The organism is Bacillus cereus, from assembly GCF_015071065.1.
GTDB classification, from domain to species: domain Bacteria; phylum Bacillota; class Bacilli; order Bacillales; family Bacillaceae_G; genus Bacillus_A; species Bacillus_A cereus_BA.
Genome location: NZ_VOVA01000001.1, coordinates 575,467 through 600,980 on the forward strand (window position 1 = coordinate 575,467; position 25,514 = coordinate 600,980).

Genomic DNA, 25,514 nt, shown 5'->3' on the forward strand with positions numbered 1-25,514 from the left:
TTACTTTTTTGATTACTGTTTAATACTCTTTTTTCGTTGTCCACACTATTTTATCATATGTATGGAACGACAAAATGCGTATATTTTTCATTTTTTTAACAAAATATTTATTTTATGTGTTTCATCTACTGTAGCTAACATTATGGATTCGATTTCCGCACTCTTCTCTAAAAACTCTTTCGCCCACTCTTCTGTTTTTCCTAATAAAGCGAGAACGTCCTGCTGTATTCTTCCATCCTTCACTAAAATAAAAGCAACGGGAGCTTTTTTTCCCGCCACTTTAAGATCAAGCCGAGAAACTGCTTCATATTCTGGATACTGAAATATAGAAACAACACCACTTGCTTCCCATAATGCTAATTTAATCGTTTGAATATCGCTCACATTTCGCATGCGAAGTTCCGAAAATAAATATTCCACCGTAATTCTCGCTTTTTTTAAATTACTAAAATCAATGGAACCATTATGTATAAGAATGATAGGTGCTGGCTCTAAAAAACGTCTCCATCTATCCCACTTCAACATTAAAACAGAGCTTATAATATGAAGTACAACGAGTATGAACGTTGTAATCATTGAACCGAGTAATCCGACCTTTTCATCTGATAATGCGTTAGAAATATTTCCCCCTAATAATAACACTAGTACAACGTCTAAAAATCTTAGTTGCGCAATAGACCTTTGTCCCATCGCTTTCGCAACAAGAATTAAAAATATATAAGCTATAATCGCTCGGATAACCCATTCACCAATAGAAAGATGCCGTGCTCCTTCAAAAATGTGCATATGCATAACTTTGCACTCCTTAAACGTTGCAAACTACAATTTTGTTTTAGTTTGCAACGTTTACGAGCATATATGTAAAAAAGCTAGTTCGTTTTTACACGAACTAGCTTTTTTATTTAACTGAAAACATATATTTTTTATACGTTTTCCGTACGGACAATATGAGCCCCATCATAATCATATTCGAGAATAAGGAACTTCCTCCATACGATAGGAATGGTAATGCAATACCTTTTACAGGCATTAATCCAACAATCATACCGATGTTTTGGAATATTTGAACCGTTAGTATTCCTATTGATCCAGCACATAATAATGTACCAAATAAATTATCAGCAGAATAACCAATAATAATTGTTCGATAAAGTAGTAACAGGAACAAGAACACAACTAGTGCTGCTACTATAAATCCACCTTCTTCAGCGATCGTAGCGAAAATAAAGTCAGTGTGTTTCTCTGGAATATAGACGTTCCCTTCACCGAATCCTTTCCCTTCCATACCTCCACTACCTACAGCTAAAATCGATTGCTGTGTTTGATAGCCTTGATCTGTATGTTCAAATGGATCTAACCAACCTAAAATTCGTGATTGTTGGTGAGGTTTTAACAAAGTAACTAATTTATTAAAGAAGAAATCTGGATATTTTACGTAAATAAATATTAACGTAGATAATATGGTCACCGGAATGACTGTACATAACGCAATCAACTTCTTTTGAATCCCAGACATAAATAAAATACACGCAATAGCAGCGGCATATAAGAACACCATACCTGTATCTGGTTGGCTATATACAACTGCCGTAGGAGGAATAGATACTAGCATAACCTTTCCTACTAATGTTAAGTCTGTTTTAAATGTTCGAACCATATACTGTGCATTATGCTTTACTGCTAAATTTGCTACTAACATAACCAGTGCAATTTTGAAAAACTCCGACGGTTGAATAGATCCAATTAGTGGAAATCTAAACCATCTTTTTGCTCCTAGTATCTCCGGTGTCAAGGTTGAAACCGGTAATATTTTCAGTAGAATAATTGACAAAAACGTTGCAATATACAATGGCCATGATAATTTTTGTAGCTGATCTGAATCAACACTTGCAACAAGAAGCAACATTACAATCCCAATTATATAGTTAACCCCTTGTTTCAAAGCAAAATTTTCAGCTCCATATTGTCCAGTTTGCTGACTGCTATATATAGCGGCTATACTCGTAACACATAGTGCAAACAAAATTAAAATTAATTTTACATCTAAGCTTTTTAGAAACTCGGTACTTCTTTTCATGACATCCTCCTGAAACATTGGTACGGCAAAATAAAAAACCAGGAGTCAACACTCTTCATGTTTTGACGACTGATTACACATTATCTATAAAACACTAATATAGAATAACTCTCTTTTTCATACAATACAATATATTATACTACAGTTTCGTCAGTAAGATTTGCCAAAAAAATTATTCTTTTCTTATTTTATATCTATATACCATATATCAGCAATGTATTTTCGCAAATTCCTTATACATGATTATTCATTGTAAGATTAATGGGAAAGGTTTGTACATATTGTAGGATGCAAATGAAGAAATAAGATGATAAAAAGCTCGCATAAGCGAGCTCTTTATTAATATACAGATGTATTATTTTCTGACATGTTTTCTAAAATTTCTTTTACACGTCCTAAGAACTTACCACAAATTAAACCGTCAAGCACACGGTGATCAAGTGATAAACATAAGTTAACCATATCACGTGCACCGAACATACCGTTATCCATAATTACTGGGCGTTTTACAATTGATTCTACTTGTAAAATAGCCGCTTGTGGGTAATTAATAATACCCATAGATTGAACAGAACCGAATGATCCTGTGTTATTAATTGTAAATGTTCCGCCTTGCATTTCATCAGCTTTTAATGATTTCGTGCGTACTTTTCCTGCAAGTTCTGTAATTTCGCGAGCGATACCTTTAATTGTTTTTTCGTCCGCTTGCTTAATTACTGGTACAAATAGTTCTTCCTCTGTTGCAACAGCGATAGAAAGGTTAATGTCTTTCTTCTGAACGATTTTATCGCCAGCCCACATTGAGTTAATTTGAGGATATTCTTTTAACGCTTGTGCTACTGCTTTTACGAAGAAAGCAAAGAACGTTAAGTTAAAGCCTTCACGCTTTTTGAAATCGCCTTTAATTGAGTTACGGTATGACACAAGGTTTGTCACATCTACTTCAATCATCATCCAAGCATGAGGTGCCTCGTGTTTACTGCGTAACATATTTGCTGCAATTGCTTTACGCACACCTGTTACCGGAATCTCGATATCTCCAGGCATTGTCGGCACAGAAATTGGTTTTGCAGCTTCTACTTTTTGCGCTACCGGTGCTACTGCCACTGATTTTGGTGCTTCTGGACGCTCTGCTACTGCAACAACTTCCTCTTTCTTCGCACCTGCTTGCGGAATATTTCCAGATTCCACTAGCTTTAAAATATCTTTACGAGTAATACGGCCATTTGATCCTGTACCTTCTACTAGATCTAAATCAACATTATGCTCACTCGCAAGTTTTAACACAGCTGGTGAAAAACGTGGTTTTCCATCAGTTGGTTGTTTCGCTTTCGGTGCTTTTTCAGGCGCAGTTACTTCTGTCTTTGATTCTTCTTTCGTTTTTTCCTCTACAGCTGTTGCAGCTACTTCATCTGCACCTTCTACTTGAATGACACAAACAACTTCACCTACAGCTAACGTATCACCTTCACCAGCGATTAACTCTTTCACAATACCAGTGAAAGAAGATGGTACTTCTGCATTTACTTTGTCAGTCATTACTTCTGCAAGCGGATCATATTTATTTACGTGATCGCCAACATTAACGAGCCATTTGCTAATTGTACCCTCTGTAACGCTCTCCCCGAGCTGAGGCATTGTGATATTTTCTACAGCCATGTATAGTCCCCCCGATTAAAATTCCGCAAGTTCACGCATTGCTTTTTCAACTTTATCTGGATTTACCATAAAGAATTTTTCCATTGTTGGTGCATATGGCATTGCTGGAACGTCTGGACCTGCAAGACGTGCGATTGGCGCATCTAAATCAAACAGGCAATTTTCAGCGATAATAGCTGCCACTTCACTTATAATACTTCCTTCTTTATTGTCTTCTGTTACAAGAAGAACTTTACCAGTTTTTGAAGCTGCTTCAATAATTGCTTCTTTATCTAATGGATATACCGTTCTTAAATCAAGAATGTGTGCAGAGATGCCATCTTGTGCTAACTTCTCAGCTGCTTGAAGAGCAAAGTGAACACATAATCCGTAAGTGATAACAGTAATATCATCACCTTCGCGTTTCACATCTGCTTTTCCGATTGGTAATACATAGTCATCTTCTGGCACTTCACCTTTAATTAAGCGATATGCACGCTTGTGCTCAAAGAATAATACTGGATCTTCATCACGAATTGCAGCTTTTAATAAGCCTTTTGCATCATATGGTGTAGAAGGGATAACAATTTTTAAACCTGGTTGGTTTGCAAACATCGCTTCTACAGATTGTGAATGATACAACGCACCGTGAACACCGCCGCCAAATGGCGCACGAATTGTAACTGGACAAGTCCAATCGTTGTTAGAACGATAACGAATTTTTGCTGCCTCAGAAACAATTTGGTTTACTGCTGGCATGATGAAATCAGCAAACTGCATTTCAGCGATTGGACGCATACCATACATTGCCGCACCAATTGCTACCCCAGCAATTGCAGATTCTGCAAGCGGTGCATCAAGCGCACGATCTTCACCAAATTGATCATACAAACCGTGTGTTGCTTTAAACACGCCGCCTTTTTTACCAACATCTTCTCCTAATACGAATACTTTCTCATCGCGTTCCATTTCTTCGCGCATTGCTAATGTAATAGCATCAATATAAGACATTACAGCCATGAAAAGTTCCCCCTATTCTGCGTATACGTGCTTCAATGCATCTTCAGGTGCTGCATACGGAGCATTTTCTGCATATTCTGTTGCTTCATTTACGATATGCATAATTTCGTCTAACATTTGTTTTTCAAATTCCTCAGTTAACACGCCAATTTCTTTTAAATAAGCTGCAAATGTTATAATGGAATCTTTTTTCTTCGCTTCTTCTACTTCTTCTTTATCACGATAAACACGATCATCGTCGTCACTAGAATGTGCTGTTAAACGATATGATACTGCTTCAATTAAAGTCGGACCTTCACCACGACGGCCACGGTCTGCGGCTTCTTTTACAGCTTTATATACTGCAAGCGGATCGTTTCCGTCTATTGTATATCCAGGCATACCGTAACCAATTGCACGATCTGATACATTTTTACATGCTAATTGTTTTTCAACTGGAATAGAGATTGCATATTTGTTATTTTCACACATGAAAATAACAGGTAGTTTGTGTACACCAGCAAAGTTTGCCCCTTCATGGAAGTCACCTTGGTTTGAAGAACCTTCTCCAAATGTAACAAACGTTACTAAATCTTTCTTCTCCATTTTTCCAGCTAGTGCAATACCAACTGCATGTGGTACTTGTGTTGTTACTGGAGATGACCCTGTAACAATGCGATTTTTCTTTTGACCGAAGTGACCAGGCATTTGACGACCACCAGAGTTTGGATCTCCAGCTTTCGCGAAAGCAGACAACATAAGCTCTTTAGCGGTCATACCAAACGCTAGTACAACACCCATATCACGGTAGTATGGTAATGCATAATCTTTCTCTCTATCAAGAGCGAACGCTGCTCCAACTTGTGCAGCCTCTTGTCCTTGACAAGAAATTACGAATGGAATTTTACCTGCACGGTTTAATAACCACATACGTTCGTCGATTTTTCGCGCAAGTAACATCGTACGATACATTTCTAATACTTGCTCATCACTTAAGCCAAGCTCTTCATGGCGCTTTTCTTTTACTTCTGCCATTTTTCATAACCTCCTAAATCCACATTTTTATGCGTGTAACGCTCTTCCATCTACAGCTAATGCAGCTTCACCAATCGCCTCAGATAATGATGGATGCGGATGAATTGTATGTGCTACTTCCCAAGGTGTTGCATCAAGTACTCTTGCAAGACCAGCTTCAGAAATCATATCTGTTACATGTGGTCCGATCATGTGAACACCAAGAATGTCATTTGTTTCTTCATCAACTACAAGTTTTACAAAACCGTCTGATTCTCCGTATACAAGTGCCTTTCCGATTGCACGGAATGAGAATTTACCTACTTTTAACTTATAGCCTTTTTCTTTCGCTTCTTGTTCTGTTAAACCGACAGAAGCAACTTCTGGACTGCTATATACGCATTTCGATACCATAGAATAATCAATTGGTGTAACTTCTTTACCAGCAATATGTTCTACAGCAACAATTCCTTCATGCGAAGCAACGTGAGCAAGCTGCAATCCACCGATTACATCTCCAATTGCGTAAATATGAGATTCCTTCGTTTGATAAAACTCATTTGTTTGAATGTATCCTTTTTCCACAACAATATCTGTGTTCTCTAAGCCCATATTTTGCGTATTCGCTTGTCTTCCTACAGATACAAGCATTTTTTCTGCTTTAAATGCTTTATTCTCACCGTTATGTTCAGCTTGAATTGTTACTCCATTATCTTTTACCAATGTTTCTGGTAATACTTTTGCACCAGTTACCACTTTAATACCTTTTTTCTTGAATAGACGCTGCATTTCTTTTGAAACGTCATTATCCTCTAGTGGTAATATGTTTTTCGCATACTCTAATACTGTAACTTCTACACCGAAGTCAGCAAGCATAGATGCCCACTCAATACCGATTACACCGCCACCAACGATAATGATCGAACTAGGAAGCGTTTCCATTTTTAGGGCATGATCCGAAGACATTACATACTCTCCGTCTAACTCTAATCCTGGTAATGAATTTGGACGAGAGCCTGTTGCAACAAGTACATTTTTTGGAATTAACATTTCATTCTCTTCTCCACTTGCAAGTTCAACTGAAATTGTACCTGGCATTGGAGAGAAAATAGATGGGCCAAGAATACGGCCAATACCTTCAAACACATCAATTTTACCTTGTTTCATTAAATGCTGAACGCCTTTATGAAGCTGCGTTACAATCTTCTCTTTACGCTCTTGTACTTTAGCAAAGTTTAGTTCTACATTACTTGCAATAACTCCGAACTCTTCTCCTTTTTTAGCAGTTGCGTATACTTCCGCACTACGTAAAAGAGCTTTACTAGGAATACACCCTTTGTGTAAACAAGTACCACCAAGATTTTCTTTTTCAACAAGTGCAGTTTTTAACCCTAGTTGTGATGCACGAATAGCAGCAACGTATCCACCAGTACCCCCGCCAACGATGACTAAATCATATTCTCTTGCCATTATCTCAACCCCTAGCTACTGTTTGTTTTTCTCGTACAACATACTCTTTCGGCGCTTCTTCTTCACGTAATACACGAAGTGCTCCCTCTGCTAACGCTTGTAATTCATCTTCTCCTGGATGTACGATAACATCTGCAATCCAGTGAACACGTTCTTTTATTTCATCGACAAGAATTTTACTGTACGCAAGTCCACCAGTTAATACGATTGCATCGATTTTTCCGTGAAGTACAGCACTAGCTCCGCCAATCTCTTTTGCAACTTGATATGCCATCGCTTTATAAATAAGAGTTGCTTCAGGATCACCTTTTTCAACCATTTGTTCTACTTTAATTGCATCGTTTGTACCGATAAGACTTACAAGTCCACCTTGTCCGACAAGTTTTTTAACCATTTCGTCTCGGTAATACTCACCAGAGAAACACATTTCAACTAATTGTCCTACTGGTACTGTACCAGCACGCTCTGGACTAAATGGTCCTTCTCCGTTTAAGCCATTATTAACATCGATAACTTTTCCTTTTTTATGAGCACCAACTGTAATACCGCCGCCCATATGTGTAACTAATAAATTTAAATCCTCATATTTGTGATTTAATTCGTCAGCTACTTTACGAGCAACCGCTTTTTGGTTTAATGCATGGAAAATACTTTTACGTTCCATACCAGCAATACCGCTAATACGAGCAATCGGCTCCATTTCATCTACAACGACAGGATCCACAATGAATGCAGGAATATTTAATCCAGAAGCGATTTCATAAGCTAGAATGCCTCCGAGATTTGAAGCGTGATGACCGCTAAATCCGTTTTTTAAATCTTCTAACATTGCATTGTTTACTGTGTACGTACCGCCTTCAATCGGACGAAGCAATCCGCCACGACCGCAGACAGCGTTCAATTTTGAAATATTGATACCGTGAGAATGTAGAACTTCTAAAATTGTTTCTTTTCGAAACTCATATTGATCGATAATTCGCTTATATTTTCCGATTTGTTCTTCATCATGACGAATTGTTTCTTCTAAAACGGGTCTTTCATTATCAAAAACACCAATTTTTGTGGATGTACTACCCGGATTAATAACAAGAATTCGATTTAAGGACAATGTTGCTACCTCCACTAATAAATTTAAAAGGAAGTGGAAACCTCATAAGAGGTAACCACACCTTTCTTAAAAGTTGCATATGAATGATTAGCGACGGCTAATAATATCGTGACCGTTGCGTAAGTATGTGCTACGAGTGTTTTTCAAGCTTGCAATGCGCTCTTCAGCTAGACGATCCGCTGCTACATAAGTTGCTATGCCATCGCGTTTTGAAATTTCGATTACTTTTGCAATTGTGTCATAAATAGACTCAACACGTTTTAATGCACGTTCTCTATTGTATCCATATAATTCGTCTGCTACGTTAATTACGCCACCTGCATTAATAACATAGTCTGGTGCGTATACAATACCCATTTCATGAATTGTGTCACCGTGATGGTTTTCTTTTAATTGGTTATTTGCAGAACCTGCGATTACTTTTGCTTTAAGTTGCGGAATAGTTTCATCATTAACTGTTGCGCCTAATGCACATGGTGCGTAAATATCACATTCAACACCGTAAATTTCATTTGGCTCAACTGCTGTTGCACCAAATTCTTCTACTGCACGTTGTACAGCTTCTTTATTAATATCTGTAACGATTAATTTTGCCCCTTCAGCGTGTAAATGTTTGCATAGGTGATATGCTACGTTACCAACACCTTGAACAGAAATTACTTTTCCTTCTAGATTATCTGTACCGAACGCTTCTTTTGCAGCTGCTTTCATACCACGGTAAACACCGTATGCAGTTACTGGAGATGGGTTACCAGAAGAACCGAATGATGGTGAAATTCCTGTTACAAAATCAGTTTCTTCATGGATAATATCCATATCATCTACTGTTGTACCAACATCTTCAGCTGTAATGTAACGTCCGTTTAGCCCTTGAATATAGCGTCCTAATGCACGGAACATCGCTTCGCTTTTATCTTTACGTGGATCACCGATAATTACTGTTTTTGCACCACCTAAGTTTAAACCAGCTGCTGCATTTTTGTATGTCATCCCTTTTGCAAGACGCAATGCATCTTCAATCGCCGCTTCTTCAGAATCATATGTCCACATTCTTGTTCCACCAAGAGCTGGTCCAAGTGTTGTATCATGAATTGCAATGATTGCTTTTAAACCAGATTCTTTATCTTGACAAAATACCACTTGCTCATAATCATATTTCTCTAAGTATTCGAAGATTTCTAATGTCATTATCGTTTCCCCCTAATTGTTTTACCCTTTTGGTTTATTTTGAAGCAGTCGCAACTGCCAATGCTAATGAATATACTTTTGTTTCTGCTGAATCAGCACGTGATGTTAAAACAATCGGTGCTTTAGCGCCAGCAATCATCGCTCCTACCTTTGCATTTGCAAAATAGACGAGTGATTTATATAGCACATTTCCAGCTTCAATCGTTGGGACGAGTAAAATGTCTGCCTTACCTGCCACATCACTTACTATGCCTTTATGTTCTGCTGCAATTTGTGATACTGCATTATCTAAAGCAAGTGGCCCATCAACGATACAGTTTTTAATTTGTCCGCGGCGATTCATTTGTGTTAACATCGCTGCATCAATTGTCGCTTGCATCGCAGGATTAACAACCTCTACCGCTGCAATTGGTGCCACCTTTGGCAACTCAATTCCTATTGCCTGAGCAACTTCTACAGTATTTTGTATAATAGCAGCTTTTTGTGTTACATCAGGTGCAATGTTCATCGCTGCATCTGTAACAAAAATAAGACGATCGTAATTTGGAACTTCAAACGCTGCAACGTGTGAAAGTACGCTACCTTTACGAAGTCCCCACTCTTTATTTAATACAGCTTTCAAAATATTCGCTGTCGGGATATTCCCCTTCATAAGCACATCTGCTTCGCCATTTCTTACAGCTTTAACAGAAAGTTCTGCAGCCTCAGCACTTGACGCTGCTGCAATCACTTCAATATGTTCTGAAGTTTGTAACCCATGTTCTTGTAGCATCCCTATTATTTTCTCTTGATTTCCATATAGACGAAATTGAGCTAGCTGTAATTTGATTGCTTTCCCTACAGCTTCAATTACTTCATGATCTTCAGCTACTGCTACAGCCACAGTTTTTTTAGACTGTCCTGCTGCTTGATCAATTAAGTGTTCTAACTTCATATTCTGTAATCAACCCTTTCCGTCGTCCCTCATCTATTTATAAAGCAAATACCGTGCCAACTTTTAAAAGTGGTCTTACCAATAATGAAAACGCATTCAAAACGCAGTAAAATCAATACTTTAGGAAACAACGCAATATTCTGTCTTGTTTTGTCGCTTTTTGTATACCATGCAATAAATTGCATGGTACGCAATTTATTGCATGCTATTTTTTGCACAGTCGTACTTTTCTAGCTTGTAATATAAGTTTCGAACTGAAATTCCTAACGCTTTTGCAGTCTTCGTTTTGTTCCCATCAAATTTCTCTAGATATTCACGGATAATATTCCCCTCAAATTCTGTCACTAGGTGTTCAAGGGCCTTCTCTTCTAATTCAGGTAATAACTTATTTTGTTTCGTCTCTACTTGTTCTTCTTTGTGTAACGGCGGTAAATGATGTACATCAATATATATCTCGTTATAATTCATAAAGATAATAGCTCGTCCTAAAATATTTTCAAGTTCCCTAACATTTCCTGGCCACTCATATGATTGTAAAAACGCAACGGCTGAATCGGTAAGTCCTTCTATATTACGACCATAATCTTGGTTGATTTTTTGAATTAACCTTTCTGCAATCGCTGGTATGTCTCCTTTGCGCTGACGAAGGGAAGGAATTTGAATTGGGATTTTATTTAAACGATAATATAAGTCCTCTCTGAACTTCCCTTCTAAAATAGCTTTTTCTAAATTCACATGCGTCGCCGCGATTACTCGGACGTTAATAGGTATCGCTTTCGTTCCCCCTACTTTCACAATCTCTTTTTCTTGTAACACACGAAGGAGCTTCGCTTGCGTATTTGCAGATAACTCTCCAATTTCATCTAAAAATATACTTCCATTATTCGCTTCTTCAAAAAATCCTCGTTTCCCGCCTCTTTTCGCTCCAGAAAACGCACCTTCCTCATAACCGAATAATTCACTTTCTAATAAGGTCTCAGAAATAGCTGCACAGTTTACTCGCACGAACTTATTGTATTTTCGATTACTACCGTTATGAATAGCGTGTGCAAATAACTCTTTCCCCGTACCAGATTCCCCTCTAAGTAATACTGTTGCTGGTGTATTCGCTCCAAGCTTTGCCTGTTCAATAGCCGCCGTCGTTTCATCTGAATCGCCAACAATATCATCAAATGAATATTTCGCTTCTAACGTGCGAATAATCTGTCTTGCCCTATTCAATTCATTTGTTAATTTTTGAATTTCTGATACGTCGCGAATTACCCCGACGCTTCCTTTCAATATTCCATCAACAATAACCGGTGCTACATTTACAATTACATCCCGCTTCTTTTGCCCAATCTTCATATGTATTCCTCGTACCGCTCGGCGCGTCCGAAGTACTTTCATATGCATACTTTCACCTTCTACAATATCAGTTGTAGCCGGCTTCCCTATAATATCCTCTTCGGTTAAACCCGTTAACTTCGTATAAGCAGGGTTTATGACTAACCCTCGTCCTTTCTCATCTACAACTGAAATAGCTTCCTCAGATGAGTTGATAATCGCCTCAAGTAGCGTTTGAATTTCTTTTAAATCTGTAACTTCTTCCGCCAAATCTACAACTTCTGTAATATCTTTAAAAATCGCAAATGCGCCTTGAACTTCTCCATCTTCTTTTAATATCGGGATACGCGTTGTAATAATCTTTTTTTCATTCTCTAACGTCAGTTCATGATTCACTTCTATTTTTTTCGTGCGTATAATACGAAGCAACTTACTCGTTGGAATAACTTCTAAAATATATTTTCCTATCGCCTCTTCTTTCTTATATCCGGTAATACGCTCTGCACTTTTATTAAACAGACGAACTTGTCCCTCTTGATCTATAACAATCATACCGTCATGCGTTGAATTTAAAATTAAATTCCCTTGTTGCGTCTGTTCTTCCAGCTTTCCAATTAAGCCTTCCTTCTCATGCGCTAATCCCGTAACAATCTTCGCAATATCCCCCGGAATAAGAAGGGTATCTTTATGCTTGTTCTCCAATAAAACTTTATGTAAATTGTAATCACCTGTCATATCAAACATTACATCAATATGCATAGAAAGAAATGGAGCTACACTCTCACCAATCGGAATCCCATATTCCTTAGCAATTTGCAGTCCTTTCGCCATTGGATTAATATCAATAATCCCTATCATTTGAAATATATTCGAATTTTGTAACAGACTCAGCAGTGTACTTCCACCTTCACCCGCTCCAACAATTAAAACTTTTTGTTTCATACATTACACTTCCTCTCGAAGTATCTCTGCAAAATTTTTCACACCCTTATCTTACTCGTTCAGCAACCTCTTGACAAACCCCCTTTTCATATAACATCATTGAAATAAACAAAAAAATCTGAAAAGGAGCGTTATGTATGCAGCGTTACCTCGCTCTATTATTAGCACTCATCCCGATTTCATTAGCCGTGCTTGGTATTAAACTAATGAGAGATACTCTATTTGGGATTTTATTCTCCCCAATCCCTATATTATGGTTACAATTTTTAATCGGCGCTCTTTGCTTTGCACTAGGGTTTTATATCTTCGGTGGCTTCGTCTTACACAGAGATCGTAAGAAAAATAAAGTACAAGCCCGCTTTAGAAGATAGCACAAAGTTTTCGCAAATCTATAAATAAAAAAATGAGACCGTTATATTCGGTCTCATTTTTTTATTGGTAATAAAGTTCTTGCTGTTTCAGGATAATCAGTAATAATCGCCGATATGTTCATATCAAAATATTTACGCATAAGCGTTTCTTCATTTATCGTGTAAGGACGAACCTCTACACCACTTTCCATTGTTAATTCAGCGACGGCATCTTGAAGATAATGATAATTCGGATGCACTGCAGTAGCACCCATCTTTTTTGCATATGCCCACGGGCTATGCAAACCTTCGCGATACAAAATAGCTGTTTGAATATCAGGAGCCATCATATGGCACTTCTTCATACTGTAGTGATTAAAAGAAGAAAAAATAGTCCGATTCTCTAAACTAAACTTACGTACAAGTGTTATAACCTCTTCTTCTAAACCTCTGTATGGAATTTTATTATTTTTAAGCTCAATATTGAGTAGCAATTGCGTTTTTGCGAGCCATTCTAATACCTCTTCTAGAAGAGGTATTTTGCAAAAACCTACTTTGTCACCGAATTTATAACTCGCATCCAACTTACATAAATCCTCATATAAATAATTTCGAACCGCACCTTTTCCATTTGTTGTCCGATCCACCGTTTCATCATGAATGACGACAACTTTTCCATCTTTCGTTAATTGAACATCGAGTTCAATTCCGTCTGCCCTAAAAGCCTCCGCTGCTTCAAATGAAATCATTGTATTTTCCGGATACGTTCCCGCCGCACCACGATGTGCAAATATAAGAGTCATCCTCACTCCCCCAATCTTATGCTATACTATACGAAAAAGGAGGTACTTCTATGAGACCATTACAAATTTCTCCAGACACTGCAGTCCGCCTATCAAAAGCGTTAGGTGTTCCACTTGAACAACTCATGCATATGCCACAGCATATTTTAATCCAAAAGTTAGTTGAATTAGAAAAACAAAATAAAGACGAAGAATAATATAGTCCTGTTTTGCAGGGCTTTTTATTATCACCTATTATATCACGGATAACTTACCCACTAAAATTATGAATACATGGAACAACAAAATAAAAAGCCCCTATAGAGAAGCTGACGAACTAGAAAGAGCTGCGGAAAAATTTCGCACGGCAGATGCTGAATACGACGGCAATCTAGTTGAAGGTGAGATCGTAGCTAATGCGTCTTCTTCAGAAAAAGGCGAGCCAACAGTCAATGCATCTTCTTCAGATCAATGTACTCTCTCAATAAAACGGATGTTTCATGAAACGGAAGAATGCGCTCATCTTGGCGCTTTTCTTTCCGTTTTTTCATGGGTACAGACGTTAATATGTAATTGGCGTATGATTTCACTCATGCGATTATACGAGCCCTTTTGCATCTTTCTTAATAAGCTTATAGTTCAAATCGAACGTAAGTAACATATAAGACTCAGTTCCATTTCCGTTACCTATATAATTGAACACAATCTCTTTCTTATAATCCGCTATAGTACGCGGGGATGTTTCGACAATCTGAGTTACCTGATCGGCTGTCATTCCGATCTTTATCGATTCGAACATATCTAGAGAAACTGGATGTGATTGCTTATTGACATCTGTGTTATACGGGGAATGGTCGTCTGATTGATGACGAAGTCAGACAACAAAAAACCCCCTAACTATTGGAATCAAAATTTCAATCCAATAAATAGAAGGTTTTTAAATTAACCGCCAATTACCTATGTACTTTATTGCCTACATACGTAATTCGTTGGTTATTAAATTTTGTTGTGAAATACGCTTAATACCTTAATACTACAGCGTTTACGAAGCCTTATGTTCAAGTCTCAGCTTATCCGCAACCATTGCAATGAACTCGGAATTCGTAGGTTTTGCTTTTGACATCGATACAGTATAACCAAATAAGGACGAAATAGAATCAATATTCCCACGGCTCCAGGCTACTTCAATTGCGTGACGGATTGCGCGCTCGACACGACTTGCTGTTGTATTATATTTCTTTGCGATATCTGGATATAATACTTTCGTAATAGATCCTAGTAATTCGATATCATTGTACACCATAGAGATTGCTTCTCGTAAGTACATGTACCCTTTAATATGAGCGGGTACACCAATTTCATGAATGATACTTGTAATACTCGCATCTAAGTTTTTCGGTTTTCCATCGATCGTTGTTGCTGATCGGAAAGATGGTAATGGACGTTTAATAGTAGTACTTTCCTTACCACTAACTTGACGAATATGACTTGTTAAATTCTCCATATCAAATGGTTTTAATATGAAATATGATGCCCCTAAATCAACCGCTTTTTTCGTCACATCTTCTTGTCCGAATGCTGTCAACATAATAACGCTAGGTTGTCTTAACCTTTCAATATGTCGCATTTTCTCTAGCACAGCTAGACCATCTAAATGTGGCATAATAATGTCTAAAACGAGTATATCAGGCTGCTTTTCTTTCAATAAGTTTAAACATTCTTGACCATTGTAAGCAGTTCCGATAACTTCCATATCATCTTGGGCAGCAACATAGCTCTCTAGCATCGATACCAATTCTTTATTATCATCCACAAGACATACTTTAATTTTTTCCACAGTTTTTCCTCCCTTACCGAATCGATCCTTCCGACATGTGTAAGCTTCTAGGCTACATGAATTGTTCGACAATTGTGTGAAAATTCCCTTTAAAGTTTCTTACTTTCCGATAAAATCACAAAAAAATATGTTTATCGTTCATTTTTTTCCTTTCGCAACACATTCCATCATAGAATTACAGCGAAACGTTCAACCCTTTTCTTATATCTTACAACAAAAAACAGCTCTTGCGGAGCTTTTACAAAATTTCAACGAATTTTTCAAAAGAAAAGCGAGCTAATATGTATTAGCTCGCTTTTTTCTCTTGATCATAAATATTAATTCCAGCCTCATGTAACATCCATTCAATATGAACACCATATCCTGACGTTGGATCATTTACAAATACATGTGTAACCGCACCAATTACTTTCCCATTTTGTACAATCGGACTTCCACTCATTCCTTGTACAATACCACCCGTTTTTGCTAGTAAACGTTTATCTGTCACTTTTATAACCATACCTTTTGTAGCCGGGAACTTTTGTGGTACCGTACTAACAACTTCAATATCAAACGCTTCCACCTTATCTTGATCAATAACTGTTAATATTTTCGCTGGCCCTTCTTTTACTTGATGGGATAATGCGATAGGCATTGCTTTATCCATTATGCCGTTTGTCATATTTGTGTTTAATTTCCCAAAAATACCATACGGGCTATTTATTGTAATATTACCAATCACTTCACGATCCGGTGAAAATCTTGCTAATTTTTCTCCCGGGCTCCCGTGACTTCCTCTTTCAATAGACGTTACTGTCGAACGCATAATTTGTCCATCTTCTACTTGAATTGGCTTTTTTGTATCATTATCGGAAATTACATGACCAAGCGCTCCATATTTCATAGAATCTGGATGTACAAATGTCATCGTTCCAATACCAGCTGCTGAATCACGAATATACAGTCCAATTCGGTAAGAGGATTCACCATTGTCTTTTTGTGGTGTTAGCTTAGCACGAATATATTTTCCATCTCTTAATAAAACAAGATTAAGCGGTTCACCTGTTTCTCCACTATTATGAATAAATGGTGCTACATCATTCATTCTTTCAATTGTTTTACCATTGATTTCAGTAATCATATCTCCAATCTGTACACCAGCTGTTTCACCAGGAGATACTTTACCCTTTTCAGTTTGAATTAAATGATGGCCTACAACAAGTACACCTTTTGTGTTCAATTTTACACCAATCGATTGTCCACCTGGAATAACTTTAAAATCTTTTAATACTTTCACATTTACTTTTTTCACTGGAAAACCAGCAAGTTGAAACACCATATCAGCTTCACCATTTTGGTGAGAATTTACCATAAGCTCTTGTTTATTTGAACTTACAGTAAATACATTACGATTTGTAGATGCAGCCTTAAAAACTGGTAATGATGCTATTTCTGATTGTTGTCCTTCAAAAACAACAAGTTGCTTCGGCGATGAAATAAACGTTCGAAGCGGTTTAAAACATCCAATAAAAACTAGAGAAACAAGGAGACAAAGACCTATTATTTTTCGAAATCTTTCTAATTTCAATTTGTTCACTCTCCTCGCTCCTACCCCACATTCAGCCTCTTGGCTTCACTTTTTAATCTCTCCTTGCAGTGCTTTATTTATAACCGGAAGAATTAAGAAATCGTCATTTGAGAAAAAAAAGCTATCCATTACTGGATAGCCTCTGCTGTCTGTTTGAAATGATGCGCTTGCGTAAGTAACTCTTTCGCATGCTCTGTCGTTAAATCTGTAATTTCAACACCAGAAATCATCCGAGCAATTTCTGTTACTTTTTCATCCGTACTTAACACAGTAACCGATGTAATCGTCCGATCATTCGCCACTTGTTTTCTAATAAATAAATGAGAGTCCGCCATTGAAGCTACTTGAGGTAAGTGCGTAATACAAAGTACTTGTGAGTTTACTGATACACGATAAATTTTTTCCGCAATAGCCTGTGCAACCCGACCACTCACACCCGTATCCACTTCATCAAAAATAACAGATGCAACACCTTGATGCTTAGAAAAAATACTTTTTAAAGCTAAAATAATACGAGATAACTCTCCGCCAGAAGCGACCTTTGAAAGTGGCTTTAACGGTTCACCCGGATTCGTTGAAATATAAAATTCCACATGATCGTAGCCATCCGCCGTAAGTTTTACCGGTGTTCCTTCCACGAGAGGTTCTTCTACATTTCCTACCCTCTTCATAATTCTCACTTCAAATTTCGTTTTTTCCATATATAGTTCTTTTAATTCTTGATGAATAGCGCTTGTAAGATGATTTGCAAGCTCATGACGCATAGTACTTAACAACGTTGCTTCTTTTACAATAACACCTTCTAATTTCGTTAACTGCTTTCTCGTCGTTTCAATATGTACGTCTTTATTTTCAATCGTAAAAATTTCTTGTTCAATTTTATCAGCATACGCTAAAATCTCTTCTACAGTATTTCCATACTTTCTCTTTAACATACGGATTTCATTCAAACGTGTTTCAATTTCATCTAGACGTTTCGGATCATATTCCATCATATCTAATTTTTCTCTAAGCTGGTATGCAACTTCTTCTAATAAGTAATAACTATTTGCAATAGAATCATGATTTTCTTGATACGCTTCATCTAAGTGCGTAATACTCTCCATTTGTCCCATTGCATTTCTTACGTGATCTAATCCCTGTCCGTCTCCACTTAACGAACGATACGCATCTCCTAATGCTTTATAAATCTTTTCAAAATTGGAGATTTTTAATCGTTCCTCAGTCAATTCATATTCTTCATCCATTTTTAAATCCGCCTTACGAATTTCTTCATGCTGGAATTGAATTAAATCTAGACGATGGGCCATTTGTTGTTCATTTTCACTTAAAGATTTCAGCTGTTTTTTTAACTTCTCATAGTCTGTATATACATTTTGATATATGTTCAATTGTTTAACAATTCGATTTCCATCAAAATGATCAAGCATAAACATATGACGCTCTTCATTCATTAAATCTTGTGTTTCATGCTGTCCATGAATATCAACTAGCGTTTTTCCAATCTCTTTTAATATGCTGAGTGTAACAAGTTTCCCATTTACACGACAGACACTTTTTCCGTTCGCAGCGATGTCACGCTTCAAAATAATCATGCCATCTTCTATTTCTATATCTAACTCTTCTGCCTTTGCGATACATGGATGCTTGTCATCTTCTACATAGAATAATCCTTCTATCTCAGCCTTTTCTGTTCCATATCGAACAAATTCTGCTGAACCACGGCCACCAACAAGCAAACTAATTGCATCAATAATAATGGATTTTCCAGCTCCTGTTTCACCACTTAAAACGGTTAAACCTTTTTGAAAAGAAATATTTAATGCCTCAATAATAGCAAAGTTTCTGATCGATAATTCCGATAACAATGCCCCATTCACCTCGTTATAAACTAATCCCCTATTAAGGGCTTTTCTCAGTATTCTTCATTCAAATAGTTATACTATATGTTTGTATGTATAAATTACTCTTCTAACCCGCTCCATTGTACCAAACATTCGTTTTACGGGTCAATCCACCTATTTTCTAACTTCATTCAAAAAAAATAATGTATTGTATTTGAAAATCCGTATTTTTCGCCAATAAAAATATCTTGTTTACTTTCCACTTTACAGAGGAAAGTAAACAAGATTTTTCTGTTACAGCATATTTAAGAAACGATCAGAGACAACACCTGTATCTTCAGGTGTACGGCAAATAATTAAGCAAGTATCATCACCACAAATGGTTCCGACGATCTCATCCCACTCTAAATGATCAATAAGTGCCCCAAGTGAATGAGCGTTACCAGGCAATGTTTTTAGCACAAGCATATGTCCTGCCGTGTCTAATTTTACAAATGAATCCACTAGATTTCGTTTTAATTTTTGCAACGGATTAAATCGTTGATCTGCTGGCAAGCTATATTTATAGCGACCATCATGTAACGGCACCTTCACTAAGTGCAGTTCTTTAATATCGCGCGATACTGTTGCTTGCGTTACATTAAACCCCACATTACGTAAAATATCAACTAGTTCATCTTGTGTTTCAATTTCTTTGTTCGCAATAATTTCCCTGATTTTAATATGGCGCTGACCTTTATTCATACATTTGCACCTCACACTATCTCTTACCATAGTTTAAACATTGGTATACTTCATTTATTTATGTTAACGTATAATCCGTTACTTGTACACAATTGTTTTTACAATTGTTTTTACAATTATAAAAACAATCATTATACGATTACAACAAAAAGAGGAACAACATATGTTATTCCCCTTTCCCTTTTTGTTTTAGAACATCATGCGCTTCTGTAACAACTTGCTCAATAGAAACCGGAGAATGATTTTCGCCATTCTCACGCTCACCGTGCCACTTTAGATGAATTAAAAATTCAATATTTCCATCCCCGCCCGTAATTGGTGAGAATGTTAAACCTTCGACATTATAGCCTTCCTTAAGAGCAAAATCGACAATCATTTCCACGACAGCTTCATGTACTTTTCTATCACGAACAATGCCTTTTTTCCCGACTTGTTCTCGTCCAGCTTCAAACTGAGGTTTAATCAATGCAGCTACATCACCATTTGGCATAAGCATTGTTTTTAAAACCGGCAATATAAGCCTTAATGATATAAATGAAACATCAATACTTGCAAACTGCGGTAAACCACGCTCTAAATCTGCCGGTGTCACGTAACGGAAGTTCGTTCGTTCCATCACAACAACACGCTCATCTTGACGCAATTTCCACGCAAGTTGATTATATCCTACATCTAATGCATAGGATAACTTCGCCCCATTTTGAAGCGCACAGTCTGTAAAACCACCAGTTGATGAACCAATATCTATCATAACTTTATCTTGTAAATCAAGTTGAAATGTTTCTAATGCCTTTTCAAGCTTATAACCACCACGGCTTACATACGGCATAACTTGCCCTTTCACCGTAATCTCTGTATCTTGCGGGATTTTCTCCCCTGGCTTATCGAGTCTCATTTCATTCGCATATACGAGCCCTGCCATAATAGCACGTTTCGCTTTCTCACGCGTTTCTATAAGTCCTTGCTCTACTAATAGTACATCTACTCTTTCTTTTTTTACGCTCATTTGTTACGCCCTTTTTTGTTTTGATGGAATCATTGTATGAATACGGTCTACAACAGCATCTGTCGTTAAACCAATTTCTTCTAACAGTTTTGTTACACTACCATGCTCTATGAAGCGATCAGGAATACCCATTCGTTCAATTAAAGCACTATGGTATCCGTTCTCAGAAGCAAATTCAACTACTCCCGTTCCAAAGCCACCGATTAAACAAGCCTCTTCAATCGTTAAAATCGGTATATTTTTCTCTAAAAGCTCATGTAAATATGCTTCGTCCATCGGCTTAATAAAGCGAGCATTCACTACTTTCACTGATACTCCAGCTTGTTCAAGACGCTCAGCTGCTTCCATTGCCATCGGGATTGTCGTACCAAACGTTAAAATTGCTGCTTGTGTGCCTTCTTTTAACGTTTCCCATGTACCGATTGGAATCGCCTTTAATTCTTCATCCATTTGAACGCCAAGTCCATTGCCGCGTGCATAACGTAAAGCAATCGGTCCATCTTCGTATTGCATCGCTGTATATACTAAATGTTGTCCTTCATTTTCATCTTTCGGCATCATAAGTACCATATTCGGCAAATGACGTAAAAACGAGATGTCAAATACACCTTGATGCGTTTCACCGTCTGCTCCAACTAATCCAGAACGATCTATTCCAATGAAAACATTTAAATTTTGGCGACAAATATCATGAACAACTTGGTCATATGCTCTTTGTAAAAACGTTGAATAAATTGCTAAGAATGGCTTCATTCCTTGCGTTGCCATACCAGCCGCCATTGTTGTAGCATGCTGTTCTGCAATACCTACATCAATCATACGATTCGGAAATTCTTTTTGGAATTTCTCAAGTTTCGATCCAACAGGCATTGCAGGCGTAATTGCAACGATACGTTCATCCGTTCTCGCTAGCTTAAGCACTGTTTCACTAACAACAGTACTCCATGCTGGTGCAACTTCCTTCGGTTTAACGAAGTCACCTGACTCAATTTTATACGGTCCTGTTCCATGCCAAGTTCCAATAACGTCACTCTCAGCTGGTTTATAACCTTTTCCTTTTTTCGTAATAACATGGACAAGTACTGGGCCTTTTGTTTTCTTTGCATATTGCAACGTTTCGAATAACTTTTCATAATCATGCCCATCGACCGGACCTAAATATGTAAAGCCTAATTCTTCAAAAAAGACGCCTGATACTAGTAAATATTTTAGACTATCTTTTATTTTCTCTGCTGTCGCAGCAACTTTCCCGCCGACTGCTGGGATTTTCTTCAATATATACTCTAGTTCATCTTTTACCCAATGGTACTTCCCTGCGGTACGTAAACGACCAAGTACATTATGAAGTGCACCGACGTTTGGTGCAATTGACATTTCATTGTCATTCAAAATAACAATCATGTCCGTTTTTTCATGCCCAATATGGTTCAATGCCTCTAAAGCCATTCCGCCTGTTAATGCACCATCGCCAATGATTGGTATAACGTATTCTTCCGTTTTCTTTAAATCACGTGCTAGAGCCATTCCCATTGCAGCAGATAACGACGTCGAACTATGACCAGTTTCCCAAACATCATGCTCACTCTCACAGCGTTTTGGAAAACCACATAGACCTTGGTATTGCCTTAATGTGCCGAATTCTTTCGCACGCCCTGTTAAAATTTTATGTACATAGGATTGATGTCCTACGTCCCATAAAAACTTATCTTTCGGACTATCAAATAATTTATGCAGAGCAATTGTGAGTTCTACTACACCTAAATTAGGTGCAATATGTCCACCTGTTTGAGAGAGCTCTTCAATTAAAAACTTACGAATATCCTCACTCAACCCCTCTAGTTCACTGATAGACATATCTTTCAAAAAACTAGGGTTTTGAATTTGCGTTAGATCCACATGGATCACTCACTTTCATTTCATAATCTGTCAACATGTCAAATATTATAAGAAACATTTACACAACACAAGAAATTATCTTTTCTATTCTTTTTATCTTGTCCTGCTTTCAGAAAACACTTCCATTTTTTCACTTATCATATTATACATCATATTTCTTTACGTGATGAAAAAAATAGCCGCTAACACGAAGTGATAACGGCAATGTAATCTACATATATTTTTGCCAATAACAAGAAAAGAAAAACCTTTTCCTACATTTATATCATAAAATGATGAATGACTCAACAAATGAAAACGCTGTTATATTAGTTATTACGTTTTGCGATTAAATCACAAATAGATAGTAAATATTCATCTTGTAATTGTAAGGAGCTAATAGAATCTTTTGCTTTTGCAATTTTCTCCTCTAAAATAGATTTTGCTCTATCTACAGTAAATAACGTCGTATATGTGCTCTTTTCGTTGGAAGCATCACTACCAATCGGTTTTCCAATCTCTTCTTCTGTTCCTTCTACATCCAAAATATCATCTCTAATTTGGAAAGCTAGACCGATATATTTCGCAAATGCAAGTAACTTCTCTTCTTGCTCTTCTGTAGCATCAGAAAGTATCGCTCCTGCAAGTACAGCAAACTCAAGTAGTTTACCTGTCTTATGATTATGGATGTACTCTAATTCATTAATTGTAAGTCGTTTTCCTTCAGCTTCCATATCTGCGACTTGTCCAGCAACCATTCCTTCAGGTCCTGCTGCTTTCGCAAGCTCAAGTACAAGTCTTACTTTTTTTTCAGCAGAGATTTCTTTTTGCTCATATGCCATAATAACTTGAAAAGCATATGTCAACAAACCATCTCCCGCTAAAACTGCCATTGCTTCACCAAATACTTTATGATTTGTAGGCTTTCCTCGTCTTAGATCATCATCATCCATACAAGGTAAATCATCATGAATTAACGAATATGTATGAATCATTTCAAGGGCACAAGCTGCACCCACTCCAAGATTTCTTTCTTTCCCAAACGCTTGTAACGTTGCAAATAAAAGTAACGGGCGGAGACGTTTCCCACCCGCTTCCAAAGAATATGCCATCGCTTCACGAAGCACATTTGGACATTGTAATTCATTTGCATAGCTTACAAGCTTTTCTTCTACGAAAGTTTTACTCTCTTTCAAAAAAGCATCAAAAGCTATATGTGTCACTATGCTTCATCTCCTAAAGCAGTAAACGGTTTAAGCTCTCCATCTTCCCCAAGGATAACTGCCATTTGTTCTTGTACATCTTTCAATTTCTCATCACAAAGCTTAGATAATTCCATGCCTTCCTTAAAATAAGAAATCGCTTCCTCTAAAGGTACATCACCTTGTTCAAGCTTAGAAACGAGATGCTCAAGCTGCGAAATTGCTTCTTCAAAGCTTAACTTATTTTCCATTATTCAATTCACGCTCCTCTATGCTTGATACGCTACAATCTAGTATTCCATCTTGTAATTGAACCGAAACAGCATCTCCAAGGCTAACATCTTTCACGCTTTTTAATACTTGTTTCTCTTCATCGTATACAAGCCCATACCCTCTCATCATTACTTTAAGCGGGCTTAATACCTCAAGCTTTTGAGCCGCTCTCACAAATACGAACTCCTTCGTTTGAAGTAATGTTTGCATTTCACGTTGCAACTGCTTTTGCAACGTTTCAATTGCCGTTTTCGTTTGTATAATTTTTTGAGATGGGTGGTGCTTTTCTAAATAAAATGAAAGTTGCTTTAATTGATTTACTTTTTTATCTATATAACGCTCTTTCGCTAAAACAAGTTGTTCAAGAGCCCTGTCTAACTGCTCTTCTTTTTGCTCGTACACTTGCCTTGGATAACGGAACGCATAAGATTTTTGTAACACTTGCAGTTTTTCTTCTTTTTTATGTACTCTCTCTCTCATTGCTCTTTGCAATCTCAGAGTTCTTTGCAATACCTTTTCTTGTAACTCTATAGTATTAGGTACCGCCAGCTCAGCTGCTGCAGTCGGTGTTGGCGCACGTAAATCCGCGACAAAATCTGCAATTGTAAAATCTGTTTCATGGCCTACAGCCGAAATAATCGGAATCTCACTTGTAAAAATTTCTCTTGCAACTACTTCCTCATTAAAGGCCCATAATTCTTCAATAGAGCCTCCACCACGTCCAACAATTAAAACATCAATATCTCCCATTGCATTCGCTGTACGAATTGCTTGTACAATCGAGGGAGCTGCTGACTCCCCTTGTACAAGTACAGGAAACACAATAACATTTCCAATTGGATAACGACGTTTAATTGTTGTTATAATATCGCGAATCGCTGCTCCTGTTGGCGACGTAATAACACCAATCGTTTTTGCATATGCAGGGATTGGACGCTTATAAACTTGAGAAAACAGTCCTTCTTCTTCTAAACGAACCTTTAATTGTTCATAAGCTAAATGAAGATTTCCAACTCCATCAGGCTGCATGTCTTGAATATAAATTTGATAAGAACCACTCGCCTCATAAACGGAAATTTTCCCTTTCACAAGTACTTTCATTCCATTTTCCGGTCTGAATTTAATGTTACGATTATGACCCGCAAACATAACCGCTGCAATTCTCGCATTTTCATCTTTCAATGTAAAATACATATGACCACGACTATGATATTTAAAGTTGGAAATTTCTCCTTTTAACCAAACAGACTGTAAATGCGGATCATACTCTATTTTTGTTTTAATATAGCGTGTTAATGCTGTAACGGTTAAATATTGTTTCTCCATTGCTCTCTC

General features: G+C 37.3%; 24 protein-coding genes. 2 read left to right on the forward strand and 22 right to left on the reverse strand.

Translation table 11 applies throughout. The annotated features are described in order from the left end of the window. Window positions 1-87: 87 nt before the first annotated feature. The 10 genes from FT637_RS02970 to FT637_RS03015 form a co-directional block, all read right to left on the reverse strand. Window positions 88-792, reverse strand: coding sequence for a DUF421 domain-containing protein (locus FT637_RS02970; protein WP_193645071.1), 705 nt, complete (start codon window positions 790-792; stop codon window positions 88-90). 106 nt (window positions 793-898) lie between these two features. Then, on the reverse strand, window positions 899-2,077 hold the full coding sequence (locus tag FT637_RS02975) for an FtsW/RodA/SpoVE family cell cycle protein (protein ID WP_193645072.1): 1,179 nt from the start codon (window positions 2,075-2,077) through the stop codon (window positions 899-901). A 339-nt stretch (window positions 2,078-2,416) separates the two neighbouring features. Next, window positions 2,417-3,736, reverse strand: coding sequence for a dihydrolipoamide acetyltransferase family protein (locus FT637_RS02980; protein ID WP_193645073.1), 1,320 nt, complete (start codon window positions 3,734-3,736; stop codon window positions 2,417-2,419). Window positions 3,737-3,751: 15 nt separating this feature from the next. Beyond that, window positions 3,752-4,735, reverse strand: a complete 984-nt coding sequence (gene bfmBAB, locus FT637_RS02985) for a 3-methyl-2-oxobutanoate dehydrogenase subunit beta (protein WP_000290070.1) — start codon at window positions 4,733-4,735, stop codon at window positions 3,752-3,754. Between the two features lie 12 nt (window positions 4,736-4,747). After that, window positions 4,748-5,749: a 3-methyl-2-oxobutanoate dehydrogenase subunit alpha gene (gene bfmBAA / locus FT637_RS02990; RefSeq protein ID WP_193645074.1), complete on the reverse strand. Its 1,002-nt coding sequence runs from the start codon at window positions 5,747-5,749 to the stop codon at window positions 4,748-4,750. Between the two features lie 27 nt (window positions 5,750-5,776). Next, entirely contained in the window at window positions 5,777-7,198 is a 1,422-nt protein-coding gene (gene lpdA, locus FT637_RS02995; protein ID WP_002033960.1) for a dihydrolipoyl dehydrogenase, read from the reverse strand. Window positions 7,199-7,202: 4 nt separating this feature from the next. After that, window positions 7,203-8,306: a butyrate kinase gene (gene buk, locus FT637_RS03000; RefSeq protein WP_193645075.1), complete on the reverse strand. Its 1,104-nt coding sequence runs from the start codon at window positions 8,304-8,306 to the stop codon at window positions 7,203-7,205. 87 nt (window positions 8,307-8,393) lie between these two features. Beyond that, window positions 8,394-9,494, reverse strand: a complete 1,101-nt coding sequence (locus FT637_RS03005) for a leucine dehydrogenase (protein ID WP_193645076.1) — start codon at window positions 9,492-9,494, stop codon at window positions 8,394-8,396. 34 nt (window positions 9,495-9,528) lie between these two features. Beyond that, entirely contained in the window at window positions 9,529-10,428 is a 900-nt protein-coding gene (gene yqiS, locus FT637_RS03010; protein ID WP_193645077.1) for a phosphate butyryltransferase, read from the reverse strand. Between the two features lie 195 nt (window positions 10,429-10,623). Then, the gene (locus tag FT637_RS03015; RefSeq protein ID WP_193645078.1) at window positions 10,624-12,696 is read right to left on the reverse strand and encodes a sigma 54-interacting transcriptional regulator; all 2,073 of its coding nucleotides are present in this window, start codon (window positions 12,694-12,696) and stop codon (window positions 10,624-10,626) included. Window positions 12,697-12,833: 137 nt separating this feature from the next. On the opposite strand from FT637_RS03015, the gene FT637_RS03020 reads away from it, so the two are divergent. Continuing rightward, entirely contained in the window at window positions 12,834-13,067 is a 234-nt protein-coding gene (locus tag FT637_RS03020) for a DUF2627 domain-containing protein (protein WP_193645079.1), read from the forward strand. Between the two features lie 53 nt (window positions 13,068-13,120). On the opposite strand, the gene FT637_RS03025 is transcribed toward FT637_RS03020, so the two are convergent. Next, window positions 13,121-13,849, reverse strand: a complete 729-nt coding sequence (locus FT637_RS03025) for a glycerophosphodiester phosphodiesterase (protein ID WP_193645080.1) — start codon at window positions 13,847-13,849, stop codon at window positions 13,121-13,123. A gap of 50 nt (window positions 13,850-13,899) precedes the next feature. Between FT637_RS03025 and FT637_RS03030 the strand changes: the two genes are divergently transcribed. After that, window positions 13,900-14,046 (forward strand): YycC family protein, encoded by a 147-nt coding sequence (locus tag FT637_RS03030; RefSeq protein WP_001247671.1) that lies wholly within the window; start codon window positions 13,900-13,902, stop codon window positions 14,044-14,046. A 100-nt stretch (window positions 14,047-14,146) separates the two neighbouring features. Here the strand turns inward: FT637_RS03030 and FT637_RS30285 are convergent, their stop codons facing one another. From FT637_RS30285 to xseA, 11 genes are all read right to left on the reverse strand, one after another. Beyond that, a complete protein-coding gene (locus tag FT637_RS30285; protein WP_264675728.1) occupies window positions 14,147-14,281 on the reverse strand; it encodes a hypothetical protein in 135 nt (44 codons plus the stop codon). A gap of 145 nt (window positions 14,282-14,426) precedes the next feature. After that, entirely contained in the window at window positions 14,427-14,627 is a 201-nt protein-coding gene (locus FT637_RS03035) for a hypothetical protein (protein WP_193645081.1), read from the reverse strand. A gap of 243 nt (window positions 14,628-14,870) precedes the next feature. Beyond that, complete coding sequence (gene spo0A / locus FT637_RS03040) at window positions 14,871-15,665, reverse strand: sporulation transcription factor Spo0A (protein WP_193645082.1); 795 nt, start codon at window positions 15,663-15,665, stop codon at window positions 14,871-14,873. Window positions 15,666-15,951: 286 nt separating this feature from the next. Beyond that, entirely contained in the window at window positions 15,952-17,244 is a 1,293-nt protein-coding gene (spoIVB, locus tag FT637_RS03045) for a SpoIVB peptidase (protein WP_193645083.1), read from the reverse strand. Window positions 17,245-17,363: 119 nt separating this feature from the next. Beyond that, a complete protein-coding gene (gene recN, locus FT637_RS03050) occupies window positions 17,364-19,103 on the reverse strand; it encodes a DNA repair protein RecN (RefSeq protein ID WP_193645084.1) in 1,740 nt (579 codons plus the stop codon). Between the two features lie 270 nt (window positions 19,104-19,373). Continuing rightward, a complete protein-coding gene (gene argR, locus FT637_RS03055) occupies window positions 19,374-19,823 on the reverse strand; it encodes an arginine repressor ArgR (RefSeq protein WP_002015076.1) in 450 nt (149 codons plus the stop codon). 166 nt (window positions 19,824-19,989) lie between these two features. After that, window positions 19,990-20,829 (reverse strand): TlyA family RNA methyltransferase, encoded by an 840-nt coding sequence (locus FT637_RS03060; RefSeq protein ID WP_193645085.1) that lies wholly within the window; start codon window positions 20,827-20,829, stop codon window positions 19,990-19,992. 3 nt (window positions 20,830-20,832) lie between these two features. After that, entirely contained in the window at window positions 20,833-22,725 is a 1,893-nt protein-coding gene (gene dxs, locus FT637_RS03065) for a 1-deoxy-D-xylulose-5-phosphate synthase (protein WP_193645086.1), read from the reverse strand. Between the two features lie 308 nt (window positions 22,726-23,033). Continuing rightward, window positions 23,034-23,927, reverse strand: a complete 894-nt coding sequence (gene ispA, locus FT637_RS03070) for a (2E,6E)-farnesyl diphosphate synthase (protein ID WP_002015072.1) — start codon at window positions 23,925-23,927, stop codon at window positions 23,034-23,036. Next, a complete protein-coding gene (gene xseB / locus FT637_RS03075; RefSeq protein WP_000428422.1) occupies window positions 23,927-24,157 on the reverse strand; it encodes an exodeoxyribonuclease VII small subunit in 231 nt (76 codons plus the stop codon). The genes ispA and xseB overlap by 1 nt, the downstream gene beginning before the upstream one ends. Further along, the gene (xseA, locus tag FT637_RS03080; RefSeq protein WP_193645087.1) at window positions 24,147-25,505 is read right to left on the reverse strand and encodes an exodeoxyribonuclease VII large subunit; all 1,359 of its coding nucleotides are present in this window, start codon (window positions 25,503-25,505) and stop codon (window positions 24,147-24,149) included. The genes xseB and xseA overlap by 11 nt, the downstream gene beginning before the upstream one ends. Between the last annotated feature and the right edge of the window lie 9 nt (window positions 25,506-25,514).

What these genes read in the sequence shown, in the direction of transcription:
- FT637_RS03005 (WP_193645076.1), bottom strand. Translation starts at nt 9,494, where the DNA reads ATGACATTAGAAATCTTCGAATACTTAGAGAAATATGATTATGAGCAA.
- lpdA (WP_002033960.1), bottom strand. Translation starts at nt 7,198, where the DNA reads ATGGCAAGAGAATATGATTTAGTCATCGTTGGCGGGGGTACTGGTGGA.
- bfmBAB (WP_000290070.1), bottom strand. Translation starts at nt 4,735, where the DNA reads ATGGCTGTAATGTCTTATATTGATGCTATTACATTAGCAATGCGCGAA.
- FT637_RS02980 (WP_193645073.1), bottom strand. Translation starts at nt 3,736, where the DNA reads ATGGCTGTAGAAAATATCACAATGCCTCAGCTCGGGGAGAGCGTTACA.
- FT637_RS03060 (WP_193645085.1), bottom strand. Translation starts at nt 20,829, where the DNA reads ATGAGCGTAAAAAAAGAAAGAGTAGATGTACTATTAGTAGAGCAAGGA.
- FT637_RS02970 (WP_193645071.1), bottom strand. Translation starts at nt 792, where the DNA reads ATGCATATGCACATTTTTGAAGGAGCACGGCATCTTTCTATTGGTGAA.
- FT637_RS03035 (WP_193645081.1), bottom strand. Translation starts at nt 14,627, where the DNA reads ATGTTCGAATCGATAAAGATCGGAATGACAGCCGATCAGGTAACTCAG.
- xseB (WP_000428422.1), bottom strand. Translation starts at nt 24,157, where the DNA reads ATGGAAAATAAGTTAAGCTTTGAAGAAGCAATTTCGCAGCTTGAGCAT.
- yqiS (WP_193645077.1), bottom strand. Translation starts at nt 10,428, where the DNA reads ATGAAGTTAGAACACTTAATTGATCAAGCAGCAGGACAGTCTAAAAAA.
- bfmBAA (WP_193645074.1), bottom strand. Translation starts at nt 5,749, where the DNA reads ATGGCAGAAGTAAAAGAAAAGCGCCATGAAGAGCTTGGCTTAAGTGAT.
- FT637_RS03020 (WP_193645079.1), top strand. Translation starts at nt 12,834, where the DNA reads ATGCAGCGTTACCTCGCTCTATTATTAGCACTCATCCCGATTTCATTA.
- FT637_RS03025 (WP_193645080.1), bottom strand. Translation starts at nt 13,849, where the DNA reads ATGACTCTTATATTTGCACATCGTGGTGCGGCGGGAACGTATCCGGAA.
- FT637_RS03015 (WP_193645078.1), bottom strand. Translation starts at nt 12,696, where the DNA reads ATGAAACAAAAAGTTTTAATTGTTGGAGCGGGTGAAGGTGGAAGTACA.
- FT637_RS03030 (WP_001247671.1), top strand. Translation starts at nt 13,900, where the DNA reads ATGAGACCATTACAAATTTCTCCAGACACTGCAGTCCGCCTATCAAAA.
- xseA (WP_193645087.1), bottom strand. Translation starts at nt 25,505, where the DNA reads ATGGAGAAACAATATTTAACCGTTACAGCATTAACACGCTATATTAAA.
- FT637_RS02975 (WP_193645072.1), bottom strand. Translation starts at nt 2,077, where the DNA reads ATGAAAAGAAGTACCGAGTTTCTAAAAAGCTTAGATGTAAAATTAATT.
- argR (WP_002015076.1), bottom strand. Translation starts at nt 19,823, where the DNA reads ATGAATAAAGGTCAGCGCCATATTAAAATCAGGGAAATTATTGCGAAC.